16 protein-coding genes are annotated in these 18,394 nt (G+C 74.4%); 4 read left to right on the plus strand and 12 right to left on the minus strand.

The features are described 5' to 3' along the window. Nucleotides 1-7: 7 nt before the first annotated feature. The 3 genes from AB0D10_RS14970 to AB0D10_RS14980 are packed head-to-tail and all read right to left on the minus strand — an operon-like array spanning nucleotide 8 to nucleotide 3,383. Entirely contained in the window at nucleotides 8-1,033 is a 1,026-nt protein-coding gene (locus AB0D10_RS14970) for a TolB-like translocation protein (protein ID WP_360256008.1), read from the minus strand. Between the two features lie 2 nt (nucleotides 1,034-1,035). Then, nucleotides 1,036-2,403 (minus strand): MFS transporter, encoded by a 1,368-nt coding sequence (locus tag AB0D10_RS14975; RefSeq protein WP_360255753.1) that lies wholly within the window; start codon nucleotides 2,401-2,403, stop codon nucleotides 1,036-1,038. A 5-nt stretch (nucleotides 2,404-2,408) separates the two neighbouring features. Next, the gene (locus tag AB0D10_RS14980) at nucleotides 2,409-3,383 is read right to left on the minus strand and encodes an alkaline phosphatase family protein (RefSeq protein ID WP_360255756.1); all 975 of its coding nucleotides are present in this window, start codon (nucleotides 3,381-3,383) and stop codon (nucleotides 2,409-2,411) included. 319 nt (nucleotides 3,384-3,702) lie between these two features. On the opposite strand from AB0D10_RS14980, the gene AB0D10_RS14985 reads away from it, so the two are divergent. Continuing rightward, the gene (locus tag AB0D10_RS14985) at nucleotides 3,703-5,049 is read left to right on the plus strand and encodes a cobalamin biosynthesis protein (RefSeq protein WP_360255759.1); all 1,347 of its coding nucleotides are present in this window, start codon (nucleotides 3,703-3,705) and stop codon (nucleotides 5,047-5,049) included. Continuing rightward, nucleotides 5,046-6,092: an Rv2231c family pyridoxal phosphate-dependent protein CobC gene (cobC, locus tag AB0D10_RS14990; protein ID WP_360255761.1), complete on the plus strand. Its 1,047-nt coding sequence runs from the start codon at nucleotides 5,046-5,048 to the stop codon at nucleotides 6,090-6,092. The genes AB0D10_RS14985 and cobC overlap by 4 nt, the downstream gene beginning before the upstream one ends. Here the strand turns inward: cobC and AB0D10_RS14995 are convergent. The 7 genes from AB0D10_RS14995 to AB0D10_RS15025 all read right to left on the minus strand — a co-directional run bounded on the left by AB0D10_RS14995 (nucleotide 6,079) and on the right by AB0D10_RS15025 (nucleotide 12,552). After that, the gene (locus tag AB0D10_RS14995) at nucleotides 6,079-6,918 is read right to left on the minus strand and encodes an MOSC N-terminal beta barrel domain-containing protein (protein ID WP_360255763.1); all 840 of its coding nucleotides are present in this window, start codon (nucleotides 6,916-6,918) and stop codon (nucleotides 6,079-6,081) included. The genes cobC and AB0D10_RS14995 overlap by 14 nt on opposite strands. After that, nucleotides 6,915-7,451 carry a hypothetical protein gene (locus AB0D10_RS15000; protein WP_360256010.1) on the minus strand — a complete coding sequence of 179 codons (537 nt, stop codon included), beginning with the start codon at nucleotides 7,449-7,451 and terminating at the stop codon, nucleotides 6,915-6,917. The genes AB0D10_RS14995 and AB0D10_RS15000 overlap by 4 nt, the downstream gene beginning before the upstream one ends. Continuing rightward, nucleotides 7,448-8,026: a hypothetical protein gene (locus AB0D10_RS15005; RefSeq protein WP_360255765.1), complete on the minus strand. Its 579-nt coding sequence runs from the start codon at nucleotides 8,024-8,026 to the stop codon at nucleotides 7,448-7,450. The genes AB0D10_RS15000 and AB0D10_RS15005 overlap by 4 nt, the downstream gene beginning before the upstream one ends. 255 nt (nucleotides 8,027-8,281) lie before the next feature. Next, complete coding sequence (glnII, locus tag AB0D10_RS15010; protein ID WP_360255767.1) at nucleotides 8,282-9,304, minus strand: glutamine synthetase GlnII; 1,023 nt, start codon at nucleotides 9,302-9,304, stop codon at nucleotides 8,282-8,284. A gap of 226 nt (nucleotides 9,305-9,530) precedes the next feature. Then, nucleotides 9,531-10,520 (minus strand): SCO1860 family LAETG-anchored protein, encoded by a 990-nt coding sequence (locus tag AB0D10_RS15015; protein WP_360255769.1) that lies wholly within the window; start codon nucleotides 10,518-10,520, stop codon nucleotides 9,531-9,533. A gap of 159 nt (nucleotides 10,521-10,679) precedes the next feature. After that, complete coding sequence (locus AB0D10_RS15020; protein WP_360255771.1) at nucleotides 10,680-11,357, minus strand: uracil-DNA glycosylase; 678 nt, start codon at nucleotides 11,355-11,357, stop codon at nucleotides 10,680-10,682. Between the two features lie 103 nt (nucleotides 11,358-11,460). Next, entirely contained in the window at nucleotides 11,461-12,552 is a 1,092-nt protein-coding gene (locus AB0D10_RS15025; RefSeq protein ID WP_360255774.1) for an amidohydrolase family protein, read from the minus strand. A 112-nt stretch (nucleotides 12,553-12,664) separates the two neighbouring features. Here AB0D10_RS15025 and AB0D10_RS15030 point away from each other — a divergent pair, with 112 nt between their 5' ends. Continuing rightward, nucleotides 12,665-13,750, plus strand: coding sequence for an aminotransferase class V-fold PLP-dependent enzyme (locus AB0D10_RS15030; RefSeq protein ID WP_360255776.1), 1,086 nt, complete (start codon nucleotides 12,665-12,667; stop codon nucleotides 13,748-13,750). Between the two features lie 59 nt (nucleotides 13,751-13,809). Here AB0D10_RS15030 and AB0D10_RS15035 read toward each other — a convergent pair whose 3' ends face one another. Then, nucleotides 13,810-15,453: an APC family permease gene (locus AB0D10_RS15035; RefSeq protein ID WP_360255778.1), complete on the minus strand. Its 1,644-nt coding sequence runs from the start codon at nucleotides 15,451-15,453 to the stop codon at nucleotides 13,810-13,812. A gap of 335 nt (nucleotides 15,454-15,788) precedes the next feature. Here AB0D10_RS15035 and AB0D10_RS15040 point away from each other — a divergent pair, with 335 nt between their 5' ends. Continuing rightward, complete coding sequence (locus AB0D10_RS15040) at nucleotides 15,789-17,384, plus strand: TauD/TfdA family dioxygenase (RefSeq protein WP_360255780.1); 1,596 nt, start codon at nucleotides 15,789-15,791, stop codon at nucleotides 17,382-17,384. A 43-nt stretch (nucleotides 17,385-17,427) separates the two neighbouring features. On the opposite strand, the gene AB0D10_RS15045 is transcribed toward AB0D10_RS15040, so the two are convergent. Then, complete coding sequence (locus AB0D10_RS15045; RefSeq protein ID WP_360255783.1) at nucleotides 17,428-18,252, minus strand: GntR family transcriptional regulator; 825 nt, start codon at nucleotides 18,250-18,252, stop codon at nucleotides 17,428-17,430. Between the last annotated feature and the right edge of the window lie 142 nt (nucleotides 18,253-18,394).

The raw sequence follows: 18,394 nt of genomic DNA on the forward strand, positions 1-18,394 counted from the left end.
GAGTTCCTCAGCCCAGGTAGGCGGGGGCCACTGCGGCCTTGGTGACCGTCCGGGGGCTGCCCGAGCCGTCCGCCGGGACGGTCCACAGGTCGGCGCCGTAGTCGCCGGGCAGGACGTAGACCAGGGTGCCGTCGCCGGACCAGAGCGCCTGGTCGTCGATCTCGCGCTGCTCGGCGGTGGCGGTCTCGGTCATGGTGGCGAGGTCGAGCACGTACAGCCGCCACGGTGCGTCGGCGGGGAGGCCGGGGACGCGCTTCTTGTAGGCGATCCGGGTGCCGTCCGGGGAGAGCGAGGGGCACTCGACGTTGTCGTGCAGGGCGGTGAGGGTGCGGGCGGTGAGGTCGCCGCGGACGAGGTGGGTCTGTCCGGCGCTGGCGACGGTGGCGTAGAAGGTGTTGTCGTCGGCGAAGGTGACGCCCCAGATGTTGATGTCGTGGGCCTGGTACGGGTGGCCGTCCAGGATCACCGCGAAGTCCTCCAGGTTCTCCCGGAGGTTCCAGTCCCGGACGTCCACGATCGAGGTGCGGGTGGAGAAGTCGCTGCCCGCGTACGAGTCGCCGCTGACGAAGACCGTCCAGGCGGCGAGGTGCCCGGACGGCGAGACCCGGGAGCGGGTGGGGATGCCGGCGGCCGGGAAGGAGCGCCGTTCGCGCAGGTGATCGTCGAGGATGACAGCCCGGTAGGTGTCATCCAGCGCTCCGTGCTGGGCCTGGAGGCAGATGCCGGTGCCGGCGGCGGCGTGGAAGCGCAGGCACTGGACGCCGGAGGCGGTGCGGGGGCCGTCGGGCCGGTCGGCGGGGACGGCGGTGATCTCGTCCCGGTGCGGGCCCCAGGCCATGTTGCGGAACAGCAGCTGCCGTCCGCTGTCCGGCGTCCGGAGGGTGACGGTGCCGGATGCGACGGGGGGCCCGCCGGGCTGGACCTGGTCCCGGCGGGCGGTGCGGTCGGCGGCGTACAGGACGGCGCCGGTGCCGACCGTGCCGAGCAGCACGACGGCGACCAGCAGGATGATCACCCTGGTCCGGTTCTGCAGGTTCACGGGCTCTCCTCGGCGGCCGCGGGTGCGGCAACGCCCTCGGGGTCGGGCACGGCCAGGGGTTCGGCGCCGGGCACGGCCAGGGGTGCGGACGGGCGCAGCACCGCCGCCGCGCCGAGCACGCACAGCGCCAGCGCCCCGGCCGACCAGCCCAGCGCCGACGGGCCGCCGACCGCGCCCCACAGTGCGCCGAACAGCAGCGAGCAGGCGAACCGGGCCGACGCCTGCCCGGTCCCGACCAGGGCGAGCCCGGCGCCGCGCTGCTCGGCCGGTACGGCGTCGGCGGCCGCGGCGGCGAGCACGCCGTCGGTGGCCGCGTAGAACGCGCCGTGCAGCACCAGCACGCAGACCACCGTCGGCAGCCCGCGCAGCGGCGAGAGCAGCACCCCGTACCCGAGCAGCAGCACGCCGTGCCCGGCGAGGAACAGCCGGTGGCGGCCGATCCGGTCGGCGAGCGCGCCGAGCGGGACGGCGAGCAGCAGGAAGGCGGCGGCCGTGCCGAGGGGCAGCAGCGGGAAGAGGTTCACGGACAGGCCCAGCCGGCGCTGGACGAGCAGGTACAGGAAGGAGTCGCTGACGGTGGTCAGCCCGAGCAGGACGGCGCAGAGGGTGAGCCGCCGGAGTCCGGGCAGGCGCAGCAGGGTGAGGCTGTCGCGCAGCGTGGGGGCGGGAGCGGACGGGTCGTCGGGCCGCTGCCGGTTCGGCACGAACAGCAGCAGGATCAGTACGCCCAAGGCCGCGACGCACGCGCTGACCGTGAACACCGCGTCGTAGCCGTGGTGTTCGCCACCGTCGGCGAGCATCGGACCGCCCGCCAGGCGCAGCACCAGGAAGGCGGTGAGCGGGCCGAGCAGGGCGCCGGCCGTGTCCATCGCCCGGTGCACGCCGAACGCCCGTCCGCGGTGGGCGGGTTCGGTGGCGAGCGAGATCATCGCGTCCCGGGGGGCGGTGCGCAGGCCCTTGCCGGTGCGGTCGACGGCGATCACCGCGCCGATCAGCGGCACGGTGTGGACGAGCAGCAGCAGCGGCCGGCAGAGCGCGGAGAGCCCGTACCCGACGGCCGCGACGGCTTTGTGCCGGGCGGCGCCGTCGCGGCCGCGGCGGTCGGCGAGGTGGCCTCCGGCCAGGCGCACGAGGGCGCTGAAGCCGTTCTGGATGCCGTCGAGCAGGCCGAAGCCGAGCGGGGAGAGGCCGAGCCCGGTGAGCAGGTAGAGGGGGAGGACTGCGGTGACCATCTCGGAGGAGACGTCGGTGACCAGGCTGACGGCGCCGAGGGCGAGCACCGTCCCGGGCACGGCGACCCGCCGCACCGGTCCGGTGACCGGTGCGGCGGGTGCGTTCGATGTGCGGGAGTCCGCGACGTACACGGGCGTCAGTTCCAGATGCCGGTGATGTCGGCGGCGCCGGCCGAGTTGCCCGCGTGGGCGGTCAGGCCGGACAGGTCCTCCAGGGTGTGCAGCACGTCGTAGTGGTTGTAGCGGGTGGCGGTGCTGCTGCCCGGGGCGACGTGGGCGCCGTAGACCAGGGTCGGGATCCGGTTGCCGGACATGCTGTTGTCCTCGTCGAAGGTGACGACGAGGAGGCTGTTGTGGCTCTTGGCCCACTGCGCGTAGCCGTCGAGGTTGCTCTGCAGCCAGGAGTCGCCGGTGCCGACGGAGCAGTCGTGCATGTCGTCGCAGAGGTCCGGGGTGACGAAGGAGACCTTGGGCAGGGTGCTGTAGTCGGTCGGGAACGCGTCCATGCCGTAGGCGCTGTCGGTGGGCACGTTGCCGAAGCCGAACCACGGGTTGTGCTTCTGCGCGTAGTTGTCGACGCGGCAGTCGGTGGCGCCCTGGGCGGGCAGGCCCTCGTTGTAGCTGGCCCAGCTCTGGCCGGCGGCGAGCAGTTCGGAGGCCAGGTTGGGCGCCTGCAGCGCGCCCACGTCCACGCAGCTGTCGTCGACGATGCCCTGGGTGCTGCCGGAGAACAGCGCGTAGTAGTTGGGCTGGCTGGGGTGGGTGAGGGCGTAGGACTGGGTCAGGTGCGCGCCGCCGGCGGCCAGGGTGCCGTTGATGTACGGGGCGCTGGAGTTGCCGATGACCTGGGAGTAGGCGTGGTTCTCCAGCACGACGACGACCACGTGGTCCGGCGCGGGCAGGCCGCCGGCGGTGTCGGCGGCCGCGTTGCCGCCGGCGGCCCAGAGGCCGAGCGAGCCGGCGACCAGGCCGAGGCCGGTGGCGAGGGCGGTCAGCGGGCGGAGCCTGCGGCGGCGGGCGGGAGCGGGGGTGCGGGTGGCCGGGGCGGGCGTGGAGGCGAGGGCGGGGGCGGGGGCGGATGCGCCGGGGGTGCGCGGTCGCATGAAGGCCATGGGGTCCTCCGGAGGTCGGGGCTGCCGGGGCGGGAGCGCCGAAAACAGTAGGAGCGCGGCGGTGTCGTGTACGGCACAAGACAAGTGAAGAACAGACGAACAGCTGCCGCGAGCGGGCCATCCGGTTCGTGGACGTGCGGCGTCCCGTTCCCCGGACGCCCCGGTTCCGCCGACCCGACGCCCCGCCCGCACGGCCGGGGCCCGGGCCCGGGCCCGGCGTCGGACGTCACACCCACCGCGATTGACCCCCTCCGGCCGCCCGTGGTGGGATCGCGGAGGCCCGCTGCAGCAGGGCCGGGAACGGCGAGGAGCGCGGTACGTGATCGGACTGGTGGCCGTCGACGGGCCGGGCCGTCCGCTCGCCGAGGAACTGCACGCGCACTGGCCGGAGAGCAGCCACGTCCACCGGGCCTCGCGCGGCAACTGCTCGCAGCCGCCCGACGTCCTGCACTTCGCCCTCCACCGGTACCGGTCCGTGGTCGCCGTCGCCCCGCTTCCGGCCGTCGTCTCCCTGCTGACCGGCGGCCTCGTCACGCTGCCGCGCGGCACGGCCCTGCTCTGCCTGGACCCGCAGCGGCGCTGGGTGATCCCGATGGCCGGCGGGGACGCCGCGGAGGCACTGTCGGTCGAGGTCGCGGCCGCGCTCGGCGTCACCCCGGTCCCCACCGGCCACGCGCGGGTGTCCGGGAACCCGCGGGTTCCCGGACACCCGCGGCGGGCGGCGGAGTCCGGCACGCCCGAGGACGCCCCGGTGCTGCGGATCACCGACCGGGAGGACCCGGGCCACGGCGACGTGGTGGTGCTCCCGCGCACCCTCGTCGTCGGGATCGGCGCCGCCGGCGGTGCCGGACCGGCCGAGGCGGTGCGGCTGATGGAGGAGACGCTTGAGGAGGCCGGGCTGCCCCGCTCCGCGGTGGCCCGGCTGGCCACCGTGGCCGGCAAGGCGGACCACCCCGCGGTGCGCTGGGCGGCGTTCTGCCTCGGCGGGGTGCCGGTGGACGAGCACCCGGCGCAGGCCCTGGCGGGCGTACCGGTACCGAACCCGTCCGCGCTGGTCGGGGCGGCCGTCGGCACGGCGAGCGTCGCCGAGGCCGCGGCGCTGACGAGCGCGCCGGGCGGCCGGCTCGTGGTCGCCAAGCGCAAGTCGGCGACGGTGACGGTGGCGGTCGCCCGGGCGGCGCTGCGTGGACGGATCACGCTGATCGGCCTCGGCACCGCCGGGACCATCGGGGCCGCCGGGAACGATGGGACCGCCGGGACCTCCAGGGCTGCCGAGACCGCCGGGAACGATGGGACCGGCCGGCCGGCGCCGCGCCTGCCGGCCGAACTGCGGGATGCCTCCGCCGTGGTGGGCACGCCCGAGGCCCTCGACGCGCTCGACGTGCTCGCCACGGTCGAGGCGCTCGCCGCGGTCGAGGCGGCGGCCGGGCCGCTCCGGCCGACCACGCGGCGGATCGCGGTCGACGTCGCCGCCGGGACGACGGCGGACGGCGCCGGAGTACCGCTGGACCCGGTCGGAGCCGCCGCGCACCTCGCCACCCACGGACACGCCGTCGCCCTGGTCGCCCTCGGCGACGGCGCCGCACTCGCCGTGCCGCCCGGCCCGTACGAGGTCCACCACGTGCCCGCACCGCCCGCCGCCCATCACCAGGGAGACCCCGCGTGACCACCCCCGAACCCGACCTGCGCCACCACGGCGACGCCGAGGTCCGCGCCGACGGGCTCGGCCTGGTCGACCTCGCCGTCAACGTCCGCACCGGCACTCCGCCGGCCTGGCTGCGGGAGCGCCTCGCGGCCACCCTGGGCGACCTCGCCGCCTACCCCGATCAGGGTGCCGCCCGCGCCGCGGTGGCCGCCCGGCACGCCCGGCCGGTCGAGGAGGTCCTGCTCACCTCGGGTGCGGCAGAGGCCTTCGTCCTGCTCGCCCGCACGCTGACGCCACGTCACATCGTCGTGGTGCACCCGCAGTTCACCGAGCCGGAGGCGGCCCTTCGGGACGCCGGGCACCGGGTGCACCGGGTGCTGCTCGCCCCCGAGGACGGGTTCCGGCTGGGCGCCGTCCCCGAGGAGGCGGACCTGGTCGTCCTCGGCAACCCGACCAACCCCACGTCCGTGCTGCACCCCGCCGAGGCCGTGGCCGCGCTCGCCCGGCCGGGTCGCACCCTGGTGGTGGACGAGGCCTTCATGGACACCGTGCCGGGCGAGCGGGAGTCACTCGCCTCCGCCCGGGACCTGCCCGGCCGGGTCGTCGTCCTACGCAGCCTCACCAAGACCTGGGGGCTGGCCGGGCTGCGCATCGGTTATGTGCTCGGCCCCGCACCACTGATCGCCGAACTCTGCGCCGCCCAGCCGCTCTGGCCGGTCTCCACCCCGGCGCTGGCCGCCGCCGAGGCCTGCAGCGGGCCGGCGGCACTCGCCGAGGCGGACCGGGCGGCCGCCGAGATCGCCGCCCGGCGCGCGCACCTGGTCGCGGGCCTGGCGTCCTTCCCGTCGGTGCGGCTGTACGGCGAACCGGCCGCGTCCTTCGTCCTGGTGCGGCTGCCCGGAGCGGCGGTCGTCCGGGAGCGGCTGCGCGAGCACGGCTTCGCCGTCCGGCGCGGGGACACCTTCCCGGGGCTGGGTGCGGAGTGGCTGCGGATCGCCGTGCGGGACGAGGAGACCACCGACCGCTTCCTCAAGGCCCTGGAGGCCGTGCTCACCGCACCCTGAGCTCGTCGCCCGTCCGGATCCTCCCGGCCGCCAGCACCTGCGCGTACACGCCCGCACAGGGCAGCGCCGGCATGCCCTCCAGCGGGACCACCCGGTTCCGCTCGGCCGGGATGCGCAGGGCGTCCGGGCGGCGGGGCAACGGGCCGTGCCGCAGGGTGGGGACGGCGCAGCGCGGGGTGGGCGCCAGGACCCGCAGGCGCAGCGTGGGGCCGATGGCCAACTCACGGCCCACCCAGGCGTTCTCGACGAAGCCCTCGCCCTCGGTGCGGATCACCAGGTTCGGCCGGTAGCGCTCGGCCTCGGAGCCGGTGGCGCGCAGCGTCGCGGTGGTGATCAGGTGCAGCGGGGCGTAGTCGAAGAAGCCGCCGTCGGGCGCGGCCCGGCCCAATTCGCTGACGGTGAAGCCGACTTCGGCCGCGATGCCGTGCGCCAGCACCTCCTCCGGCACGGCCCGCTCAACCGTCGCACCGGGCGGGCGCTCGGCGACCAGTACGAGCTTGCGGCCGAGCGCCTCGGACAGCTCCGCCTCGCCCGCGTCCCGCCCGTCCGGGCCGGTGATCTCCACGCCGCCGTCCGCCGTGGCCGCCGCCGCGTACCCGAGCAGGCCCGCCCAGAGCCGGGGGTGCTTGGCGCTGGCCACCCGCCCGGTCGACAGGTCGAGCAGTGCCCGCGACCGGTCACCGGCCAGTCCCCGACCGGTGACCATGACCTCGGCCAGCTCCTCCCCCAGCAGGGACTTCACCGGGTAGCGCCGCAGCCGCTCGACCGTACCCGCGCCGGCCCCGCCGTCGGGGGATCCGCCGCCACCGGCTCCGGGGGCGCTCACCGCTCCTCCTCCGCCCAGTCCCGGAGCGCCTCGAAGTGCAGTTCCCGCAGGCCGAACCGGGGATCGACCCAGAGCGCCACGGCCGGGCCCGGGTGGTTCGCCTCGATCCACTCGATGTCCTGCGGGCCGAGCTCGTCGTCCACCCAGACGAAGGGCCGACCGGCCGCCCAGGCGACCAGGTCCCGAGTCTTCCAGTGCAGCCCCTCGGGGTCGGTGCCGAACACCTCCGTCCAACGGATGTACGGGAGTTCGGGCAGCCCGATGTTCGGACCTATCAAGGCGTTCGCCTCGTCCATCCAGGTGGTCGCCCACACCAGCTCGTACGGCAACGCCAGCAACCCCGGCCCGTGCGCCGGGTTCAGCCACACCCGCAGCGGCTCAACCTGCTCGCGCGGCTGCGGCGCCTGGCGGGCCACCCACGACTCGGGGAGCAGCCGGTGGGTCCGGTAGCCCTCCGGGCAACGCGCCCCGGGCGCGGCGTAGGGATTGAGCGGTCCGTCCACGTCGAGGAGGAGCAGCGGCCGACCGGTCACGCGGCGGCCGCCCATTCCCGCAGGGTCGCGAAGTCGTCCGCCAGCAGGCCTGTTCGGGGATTGACGTGCAGGGTGAGCGCCAGTCCGGGGTGGTTCGCCTCGATCCACTCGGCGTCCTGCGGGCCGAGCTCGTCGTCCACCCAGACGAACGGGCGCCCGGCCGCCCAGGCGACCACGTCGCGGGTCTTCCAGTGCAGCCCCTCGGGGTCGGTGCCGAACATCTCCGTCCAACGGATGTACGGGAGTTCGGGCAGCCCGATGTTCGGACCGATGTGGGTGTTCGCCTCGCTCATCCACCCGGTGGCCCACACCAGCTCGTACGGCAGGGCCAGCAACTCCGGCCCGTGCGCCGGGTTCAGCCACACCCGCAGCGGTTTGACCCGGCCCGCCGGGCGCTTCGCGTGCTTGGCGCGCGTCGCCAGCCTCGCCTGGGCCGCCGCCAGCCGTTCCTGCTTCGCGACCCACCAGGTGGGCAGCAGCCGGTAGGTGCCGTAGCCGTCCGGCCGCCGCTTCGGCGCTGCGTAGGGGTTGAGCGGTCCGTCCACGTCGAGGAGGAGCAGGGGCTGCTGGGTCATGCCGTGAATTCTCGTTCCGGCGGGGGCGGTTGACCAGCGAATTGCGGGCCACGATCGGCCCCCGCAACCGACGCCTACGTCGTGGACCGGCGCACCGGCCACAGCGTGTTCTGCGACCGGGGATTCGCGCGGACCCCGGCCCAGGTCAGCTGTCAGCGGCCGGGCGATCCGGCGGGTACCCGAACGCCCGCAGGCCCCTCCCCGGTACGGGAAGGGGCCTGCGGGCGTTGCGCACACACCACGCGGGGCATCGGATCAGACCTGGCCGGCCTTCTCCAGGGCCTCGCAGCAGGTGTTGATCAGCAGGCGGGTGACGACGTAGGGGTCGATGTTGGCGTTCGGGCGACGGTCCTCGATGTAGCCCTTCTGCTCCACCTCGACCTGCCACGGGATGCGGACGGAGGCACCGCGGTTGGAGACGCCGTAGCTGTAGACGTTCCACGGGGCGGTCTCGTGCTTGCCGGTCAGGCGGGACTGGATGTCGTCGCCGTACTGGCTGACGTGCTCCAGCACCTTCTCCTGGGAGGCGCCGAGCGACTCGCAGGCGGTGATGATGGCGTCGTAGCCCTCGCGCATCGCCTTGGTGGAGAAGTTGGTGTGGGCACCCGCGCCGTTCCAGTCGCCCCGGGCCGGCTTGGCGTCCAGGGTGGCGTCGATGCCGAACTCCTCGGCGGTGCGGTAGAGCAGGTAGCGGGCGATCCACATGTCGTCCGAGACGGTCAGCGCGTCGACCGGGCCGATCTGGAACTCCCACTGGCCGGGCATGACCTCGGCGTTGATGCCGCAGATCGCCAGGCCGGCGTCGATGCAGCGGTCCAGGTGCAGCTCGACGATCTCGCGGCCGAAGACCTCCTCGGCACCGACACCGCAGTAGTAGCCGCCCTGCGGGGCCGGGAAGCCGCCCTCGGGGAAGCCGAGCGGGCGGGAGCCCTTGAAGAAGGTGTACTCCTGCTCGATGCCGAAGATCGACTCCTGGGCGGCGTACTTCTCGGCGACCTCACGCAGCAGGGAGCGGGTGTTGGACTCGTGGGGGGTGCCGTTCGTCTCCAGGACCTCGCAGAGGACCAGGATGTTGTCACCGCCGCGGATCGGGTCCGGCGTGACCTTCACCGGCTCCAGCACGCGGTCCGAGGCGTGGCCCTCGGCCTGGTTGGTCGAGGAACCGTCGAAGCCCCAGGTGGGGATCTTGTCGGCGTTGGGCAGGACGCGAGTCTTGGAACGGAGCTTCGCGGTCGGCTTGGTGCCGTCGATCCAGATGTACTCGGCCTTGATTGCCACGGCTTGTCCCTCGCGTTGCTGGGTGGTGGGTGCCCGCGTAGCGTCGCAAGCCGCCGTTTCCCGGTTGTTCCTCTCATGTAACGCGCATGTGAACCAACCGTCCGCATTGGCACGGTCACGGTGCGGGAGTGCCGGGGTCGGCACTCCCGCGTCACGCGGTGCCACCGGTGCGCGCAGGTCGACGCCGGCGGGCGCGGCCCGCCGGCACCGGCGGCCGGGTGGCCCCTCAGGACCGACGGGCGTGCGCGGCCCGGCGGCGCCGGGTGGCCCACAGCGCGGCCGCCCCGCCCGCGACGAGGGCGGCGGCGCCGGCGGCCAGCGGCCCGGTGGCACTGCTGCCGCCGGTGCTGGCGAGCTTCTCCGGCTGCCCGGGCTTGTCCGCCGCGGTCTGCGGGGCGGCGGCGCGCGAGGTGGTGGTGTCGGCCACCGGCTGGGCGGCGGGCGCACTGGTGGGAGCGGCGCCCGGGGTGTCCGTCGCGGCCGGGGTGGCCGAGGGCGCGGAGGGCTTCTCGCAGCCCACCGAGGCGACGGTGACCTTGCCGGTGACCTTGGCGACGTTCAGGTTCAGCGGGTTCACCTCCACCTGCACCTCCAGGGCCGAGGCGGCGGCGGTGGTCGTGGTGGTGGTCTTCTTGGAGAACTCCACGGACACGCGGCCGATCAGCGGCACGTCCACCGCGGTCGGCCCGTACAGGTCGACGGTGACCGGCTTGCCGAGCACGGTCAGCTTGGCGGGTGCGACCACGTTCGCGGTGGGCGGCCCGTCCACCGGGCAGGTCACCTCGGCGCTCATCGCCTCCAGGCCGAGCAGCGCGGTGGCGGGCAGGCCGGGGGCGTGCACGTCGGCGTTGACCAGCTTGACGGAGGCGGTGGCGCCCTTGGCGTCGACGCGGGTCACGGACTTGCCGACGTCCGCCTTGACCAGGGTGACCGGGCCCTGCTGGTCGACGCCGTCCACGGTGGCGGTCAGCACCGAGCCTTCCCGCTGCGCGGGCGACTCCACCTTGTTCAGCGCGATGTTCACCGGGACGTCCACGGCGTTGTTCAGCAGCTTGACGTCCAGGGCGAGTTCGGCGGTGACGGCACGCGCCTTGCCCGGCGAGGGCGGGGTCGTCGGGGCCGCCGGGGCCGTCGGGGCCGCCTGAACGGGCCCGGCGGTGAGCGCGGTGCTCACCAGCACGACGGCGGCTGCGGAAACGATTCGGCGAGAAGACATGGCGATACCCCCACACAGATGAAACGATGAGCCGCCAGTCTTCTCGAACAATCCGTCACATGAGCACCACGGAACGTCATTTCACTCGTTGGAGTGAGATTGACGTTCCGCGCTGACCTGAACCTGCTAAGGCGGCCACGGCCCCGGGGTGGACAGGGCCTACGGGAGCCGCCAGTCCACCGGCTGCGCCCCCTGCCGCACCAGCAACTCGTTCGCCCGGCTGAACGGCCGCGAGCCGAAGAAGCCGCGGTCGGCCGACATCGGGCTCGGGTGCGCCGACTCGATCGCCGGGACGTCCCCGAGCAGCGGCCGCAGGTTACGGGCGTCGCGGCCCCAGAGGATCGCCACCAGCGGCCCGCCGCGCGCCACCAGCGCCCGGATCGCCTGCTCGGTGACCTCCTCCCAGCCCTTGCCCCGGTGCGCGGCGGGCTTGCCCGGCGCGGTGGTCAGCGCACGGTTGAGCAACAGCACGCCCTGCCGCGTCCACGGGGTGAGGTCCCCGTTGGAGGGCTGCGGCAGGCCGAGGTCGTTGCCGTACTCCCGGTAGATGTTGATCAGGCTCCCCGGGATCGGCCGGACCTCCGGCGCCACCGAGAAGCTGAGCCCGACGGCATGGCCGGGGGTCGGGTACGGGTCCTGCCCGACGATCAGCACCCGCACGTCGGCGAGGGGCTGCTGGAAGGCCCGCAGCACGTTCGGGCCGGAGGGCAGGTAGGTACGGCCTGCGGCCAGTTCGGTGCGCAGGAAGTCGCCCATCGCGGCGACCCGTCCGGTGACGGGTTCCAGGGCGGCGGCCCAGCCGGGCTCGACGATCTCGTTCAGTGGACGCGGTGCCATGGTCGCCACCCTATCGGCCTACGCCGACAGGCCGTTCAGCGGATGATCATGCGATCGGGGGCCCGGCCAGGGCCGCCCGATCACCCCCGGATCGGTCGTCCGATCAGCCGACCGGCCGCCCCCGCAGCACCACCAGCCGCGGGTCCGCGAGCACCCGGACGTCCGCGCGCGGGTCCTGCGCGTAGACCACGAAGTCCGCCGGGGCGCCCTCCTCCAGGCCCGGCCGCCCCAGCCACCGCCGCGCGCCCCAGCTCGCCGCCGACAACGCCTCGGCCGGACTCAGCCCCGCCCGCACCAGCTCCGCCACCTCGTCCGCGACCAGCCCGTGCGCGAGCGAGCCGCCCGCGTCCGTGCCGACGAACACCGGGATGCCCGCGTCGTGCGCGGCGCCCACGGTGTCGTAGCGGCGCTCGTGCAGCCGCCGCATGTGCGCCGCCCAGGCCGGGAACCTGCCCTCGCCGCCGGCCGCGAGGTCCGGGAAGGTGGCGATGTTGACGAGGGTCGGCACGATGGCCACCCCGCGCTCGGCGAAGGCCGGGATCAGCTCCTCGGTCAGCCCGGTGGCGTGCTCGACGCAGTCGATCCCGGCCGCCAGCAGGTCGGGCAGCGACTCGGCGGCGAAGCAGTGCGCGGTGACCCGGGCGCCCTCCTCGTGCGCCGCCGCGATCGCCTCGGCCAGCGCCTCGCCCGGCCAGCAGGCGGCGAGGTCGCCGCGGTCACGGTCGATCCAGTCGCCGACCAGCTTCACCCAGCCGTCGCCGCGCCGCGCCTCGGCCCGGACGTACGCGGCCAGGTCGCCCGGCTCGATCTCGTGCGCGTAGTTGCGGATGTAGCGGCGGGTACGGGCGATGTGCCGGCCGGCGCGGATGATCCGGGGCAGGTCCTCGCGCTCGTCGATCCAGCGGGTGTCGGCGGCCGAACCGGCGTCGCGGATCAGCAGCGTGCCGGCGTCGCGGTCGGTGACCGCCTGCTTCTCGCTGGTCTGCGCGTCCACCGCGCCGTGCGCGTCCAGGCCGACGTGGCAGTGCGCGTCCACCAGGCCGGGCAGCACCCAGCCGGTCACCGTGCGGACGTCCCCGGCCGACGGCGGGCGGGTGAAGCTCACCCGGCCGTCCACCACCCAGAGTTCGTCCCGGACGTCCTCCGGACCGACCAGCACCCGACCCCGCACGTGCAGCACCGCGCCATCGCTCATGGCCGCACTCTACCGACGGGCGTGTTCCGTGGGAGGGACGAGGATGCGGCAGACTCGTTCCGGCACCCACCACCCCGCCCCCGCCGTCCCGCGTGCGAAAGGCCCCAGAACCGTGAGCCCCTTCCTCGACCTCCCCCCGCTCAGCGCCGCCGAGTTCGCGGCGATCGAGGACCGGGTGGCCGCGCTGCTGCACACCGAGGCCGACGTGATCGTCACCCAGGGCGAGGCGCTGCTCCCCCTGGAGGCCGCGATCCGCGGCGCCGCACACCCGGGTTCGACCGCGCTCAACATCGTCACCGGCCCCTACGGGCAGACCTTCGGCAACTGGCTGCGCTCCTGCGGCGCGACCGTCATCGACCTCGCCGTCCCCTTCGACGGCGCGGTGAGCGCGCAGCAGGTGGCCGACGCCCTCGACGCCGCCCCCGCGGTCGACTTCGTCTCGCTCGTCCACGCCGAGGCCGCCACCGGCAACACCAACCCGGTCGCCGGGATCGGCGCCGTGGTCCGCGAGCACGGCGCCCTGCTGATGCTCGACGCGGTCGCCTCCGTCGCCGCCGAACCGCTGCTCACCGACGAGTGGGGCATCGACCTGTGCGTCATCGGCGGCCAGAAGGCGATGGGCGGCCCGGCCGGCGTCTCCGCCGTCTCGGTCTCCGAGCGCGCCTGGGAGCGGATCGCCGCCAACCCGGCCGCCCCGCGCCGCTCCTACCTGTCGCTGCTCGACTGGAAGGAGCGCTGGACCGACGCCGGCCGCGCCGTGCTCCCGCACGCCCCGGCCCAGTTGGAGATGCTCGCGCTCGGCGCCTGCCTGGACCGGATCGCCGCCGACGGCCTGCCCGCCGTCATCGCCCGCCACCGCGCCGCCGCGGCCGCCACCCGGGCCGGCGTCCGCGCGCTCGGCACCCTGACCCCCTTCGTCACCGAGGACGCCCACGCGGCGCCGGTCGCCACCACCCTGCGCACCCCGGACGGCGTCGACGCCACCGCCCTCGCCGCCCGCCTCGACCCGGCCCTGCCCGTCCAGCCGGGCGGCGGCGCCCTGGCCGCCACCATGCTCCGGGTCAACCACTACGGCCCCGCGGCCGCGCCGGACACCGTCCGCGCCTGCCTCACCGGCCTCGCGGCGGCCACGGGCGCCGACGCCGGGCCGGCCCTGGCCGCCGCCGAGGCCGCCTGGGACACGGCCGTCCGGGCCTGAGCACGCAACGAAGCGGCCCCCGGGGGACACTCCCCGGGGGCCGCTCCTGTACGTCCCGCTCAGTGCCCGCCGGCGTCGATCACCTCGACGCCGCGGATGTTCCGCTCGATCTCCTCCGCCGGCAGCGCGACCGCCAGCGCCCAGTAGTAGATCACCAGGGAGAACACCACCACGACGGCGATGTCCCACCACAGCGGCAGGTTCCCCTTCGCGCCCTCGCCGAAGGTGCCCTGCCAGGAGGTGAGGCCCATGCCGACCAGGTAGACCGGCAGCCACTGCCCGGCCTTGAAGTCCATCCGAGGCGCGTTCGGCACCCCCTTCGAGACGGCGTAGGCGGAGTAGCCGCCGAGCAGCACGTACCCGATCAAGATCGCCAGGCCCAGCCGCCAGAGGGTGTCCCAGCCGGACCAGTAGATGACCAGGCTCGCCACCACGAAGGCGATCGGGGAGATGACCGTGCCAGCGGGCAGGTGGTACGAGCGCTCCATCCCCGGCAGCCGCTTGCGCAGGACGCCGAAGGCCAGCGGGGCGCCCGCGTACATCAGCACCACGGCCGAGGTGATGAAGCCGACCAGCCGCTGCCAGCTCGGGAAGGGCAGGAAGCAGATCACGCCGGCGACCCACGCGATGATCAGTCCGAGCCAGGGCACCGAGCGCTTGTCGGTGAACTGCAGGGCCTGCGGCGCGTAGCCGTTGCGGCTCAGGCCGTACGTCACCCGCGAGCTGGAGGTCATGTAGACCAGCCCGGTGCCGGCCGGCGAGATGATCGCGTCGATGAAGAGGATGGTGGCCAGCCAGCCCAGGCCGATCAGGGTGGCGAGGCCGGCGAACGGCCCGCTGATGCCCGGGTAGGTGAGCGTGCTCCAGCCGCCGGCGAAGGTCTCCGGCGGCAGGGCTCCGATGAACACCACCTGGAGCATGACGTAGATGACCGTGCCGATCACCACCGACCCCAGGACGGCCCGGGGGATGTCCCGGCGCGGGTTGCGGCTCTCGCCGGCCCACTGGATGGCCTGCTCGAAGCCGAGCAGCGCGAAGATCACGCCGCTGGTGCTGATCGCGGCGAGCACGCCCTTGGCGCCGTCCGGCGCGAAGCCGTGTTCGGTGAAGTTGGAGCTGTGGAAGTCGGTGAACCCGAGGGCGAAGATGGTCAGGATCGGGACGGCGACCTTCCAGACGGTGGCCACGCTGTTGGTGTGCGCGAGGAGCCGGACGCCGAGGAAGTTGATCGCGACGAAGACGCCCATCAGCGCGGCCGCGACCACGAAGCCGGCGGCGGTGAGCGTCAGGTTCTTGTTCAGCAGGCCGTCCGCCCAGGACCAGTGCTGGGCGTAGTTGATCATCGCCTGCACCTCGATCGGCGCGATGGTCGCCGCCTGCAGCCAGGTGAACCAGCCGAAGGACATCCCCGCGAACCCGCCGAAGGCGTAGTGCGGGTACCGCGCCGTCCCGCCCGCCACCGGGAACAGCCCGCCCAGCTCGGCGTGCACCAGCGCCAGCAGGATGATCGCCACCGCACCGACCCCCCACGACACCAACGCCGCGGGCCCCGCCGCCACCGCCGCCTTCTGCGCACCGAACAGCCACCCGGAGCCGATGATCGCGCCGACCGAGGCCCACAGCAGCCCGGCGACCCCGACCTCGCGCTTGAGCCCGGTGTGCCCCGAGGCAACCGGCCCCGTGTTCGTATCGGAATGAGCCATGCCCGGCCGCCTCTCACATCAGGGGAAATCAACCCCGACAGTGCCGCAGCACCCCGAACTCCCCCGCACCAAAACGCGCTCCGACCCGCCCCTGTCAGCCAGACGGCGGAAGCGGCCGCCGTCGGCGCGGCGGCTCCCGGGAGTCGACCGTCCACCGGCACGCGGCCGGTCGGTCCACCCGGCACCCGGGCCGCTTCCGGCCGACGTCTCCCGGGATCGTTCCCGCAGCGTTCACCTGCCGGGCACCGGGAACTCACCACCGGCAGGCAGGCTCCAGCAGTCGGACAAAGTTGGCTATACAACTTGCCCCAAAATCCTGCCCAGGAGGAGACCCCATGACCGAGCTACCGCCGCACTGGCTGCGCGACAACTGCCCGTGCGCCGAGTGCCGGGATCCGCGCAACGGGCAGAAGCTGTTCCGGATCAACGACCTGCCGGAGGACCTGGCGATCGCGGCGAGCACCGAGTCGGACGGGCGCCTGGAGGTGCTCTGGTCGGACGGGCACCGCTCCCGCTACCCGCTGGCGTGGCTCGACGAGGCCGACCAGGGCGACGGCCGCACCGAGCAGGGCAAGCGGCTCTGGGCGGCCGCGGACTTCGCCCGGGGGATCCCGGAGGCGGAGTGGGAGGAGTACCTGAAGGACCCCGCCGAGCAGGCCGCGGTCCTCGCCGCCGTCCACCGCAGCGGGTTCGCGGTGCTGCGCGGGGTGCCGACCCTGGAGCGGCAGGTGCTGCGGGTGGCCGAGAGCTTCGGGTACGTGCGGGTCACCAACTACGGAGAGCTGTTCGACGTCCGGGTCGAGCCGGACCCGAACAACCTCGCCTTCACCAGCGCCGCGATCTCGCCGCACACCGACAACCCGTACCGCGACCCGGTGCCGACGCTGCAGCTGCTGCACTGCCTGGAGAACTCGGCGACCGGCGGGGACTCCGGGCTGGTGGACGGCTTCGGGGCCGCGGCGCTCCTGCGCGAGGAGTCGCCGGGGGACTTCGAGACGCTGACCCGCACGCCCGTGCCCTTCGTCTTCCGCGACCGCCGCACCGAGCTGCGCGCCGACCGTCCGCTGATCGACGTCGACCCGCTCGGCCGGATCCGGGAGGTGCGGTTCAACAACCGCTCGATCGGCACCCTGCGCGGGAGCGACGCGCAGGTGGGCGCCTTCTACGCCGCCTACCGCCGGTTCGCCGCGATCACCCTGCGTCCCGAGCTGCAGCTCACCTTCCGCCTGGGCCCCGGTGACTGCCTGGTCTTCGACAACACCCGCCTCCTGCACGCCCGTACGGCCTTCCGGCAGGACGGCCACCGGCACCTCCAGGGCTGCTACGCCGACCTGGACTCGCTGGCGAGCACCCTCGCCGTGCTGCACGGCTGCGCCGCCGCCCTGGACGCGGTCGCCGGGCTGTTCGCGGGCGAGGGCGCCGGGGAGTACCTGGGCGAGGAGGTCACCATGGCCGAGCACATGCTGCAGGCCGCCGCTGCCGCCGAGGCCGCCGGCGCGCCGGACCACCTGGTCGCCGCCGCCCTGCTGCACGACGTCGGCCACTTCTCCGATGAGCACAGCCGGGGCGCCCTGCACGGACGGGACCTGATGCAGGGGAACGACAACCGGCACAGCGACACCGGCGCCGACTGGCTGGCCCGCTGGTTCGGCCCGGAGGTCACCGAGCCGGTCCGGCTGCACGTCGCCGCCAAGCGCTACCTGTGCGCGGTCGAGCCCGGATACCGGGACCGGCTCTCCGCGGCCTCCGAGTACACGCTGACCGTCCAGGGCGGCCCGATGTCCGACGCCGAGGCCGCCGCCTTCGCCGAACTCACCGGCGCGGTCGACGCGGTGGCCGTCCGGCGCTGGGACGATCAGGCGAAGGTGGCCGGCGCGCCGGTCCCCGGATTCGACCACTACCGGCCGCTGCTCGCCGCCCTCATGCGGTAGCGCACGGGGACGCGCGAGAGCACCCGCACGCGCGGGGGGAGGCTCAGTCCATCTCCCGCGCGTGCCGCGAGAGCGCCGAGGTGGCCAGCGAGTTGTGCACGCTGAAGGCCACCGTCCCGGGCAGGTAGCGGTCCTGGGACCACTCCACCGGGGTGCCCGTCGGGTCGGTGGTGCGTCGCCGCTCGCGCAGCAGCGGGCCGCCCCGGCGACAGCCGAGCAGCCGGGCGTCCTCCGCGTTGGCGGCGACGATGTCGATGGTGTGGTCGGCGTCGGTGAACAGGATGCCGTGCTCGCGCAGCACCTCGGTGTGCGAGACCACGTCCGGCGGCAGTTCGGCGACGATCTCGCCGACCCGCGGCGGGTAGACGGTGCGCTCGACCATCACGGGCGTGCCGGAGAGCGTCCGCAGCCGGACCGTCACGTACACCTCGGCGCCCGGTTCCAAGCGCAGTTGCTCGCGCTCGGCGGCGTCGGCCGGGCGGTGCACCAGCGAGTCCAGGATGCCGCCGGGTTCCTCGCCCATCGAGTACGCCCAGTGCGTGAAGCTGAGCAGTTCGGAGAAGCTCTGCACGCGGGCGCCGCCGAGCACGACCCGGCGGGTGCCGCGGCGGGAGGTGACCAGCCCGTCGGAGCGCAGCACGGCGAGCGCCTGACGGACGGTGCCGCGGGAGACGCCGTACTGCTCGGCCAGCGCGCCCTCGGCGGGCAGCCGGCCGGCCTCGCCGTACGCGCCGGTGGTGATGGCCTCGCGGAGGTCGGCGGCCACCTTCCGGTACAGCGCGCCGGAGCCTCGCTCCTCGGCCGCCGCCGGGCGGTCCCCGGCGGCCGGGCGCCCCTGGGCCTCGGGGCGCTGGGGCTCAGTTGCCACGTCAGTCAATGTCCCTCCTGGGGCGGTGTCCTGCGCAGCGCTGACGGCGCGGACTGCCCGACCATATCCCGCTGCGTCTTCGAAGCATCGCACCGAACGGATCACGCTCCGATGGCCGGATTCCACCGTTCCCGCAGCCGAC

This window comes from Kitasatospora sp. NPDC048545 (assembly GCF_040651155.1).
GTDB lineage: Bacteria > Actinomycetota > Actinomycetes > Streptomycetales > Streptomycetaceae > Kitasatospora.

What these genes read in the sequence shown, in the direction of transcription:
- AB0D10_RS14980 (WP_360255756.1), bottom strand. Translation starts at nt 3,383, where the DNA reads ATGGCCTTCATGCGACCGCGCACCCCCGGCGCATCCGCCCCCGCCCCC.
- AB0D10_RS15005 (WP_360255765.1), bottom strand. Translation starts at nt 8,026, where the DNA reads ATGACCCAGCAGCCCCTGCTCCTCCTCGACGTGGACGGACCGCTCAAC.
- AB0D10_RS15015 (WP_360255769.1), bottom strand. Translation starts at nt 10,520, where the DNA reads ATGTCTTCTCGCCGAATCGTTTCCGCAGCCGCCGTCGTGCTGGTGAGC.
- AB0D10_RS15020 (WP_360255771.1), bottom strand. Translation starts at nt 11,357, where the DNA reads ATGGCACCGCGTCCACTGAACGAGATCGTCGAGCCCGGCTGGGCCGCC.
- AB0D10_RS15025 (WP_360255774.1), bottom strand. Translation starts at nt 12,552, where the DNA reads ATGAGCGATGGCGCGGTGCTGCACGTGCGGGGTCGGGTGCTGGTCGGT.
- AB0D10_RS15035 (WP_360255778.1), bottom strand. Translation starts at nt 15,453, where the DNA reads ATGGCTCATTCCGATACGAACACGGGGCCGGTTGCCTCGGGGCACACC.
- AB0D10_RS15040 (WP_360255780.1), top strand. Translation starts at nt 15,789, where the DNA reads ATGACCGAGCTACCGCCGCACTGGCTGCGCGACAACTGCCCGTGCGCC.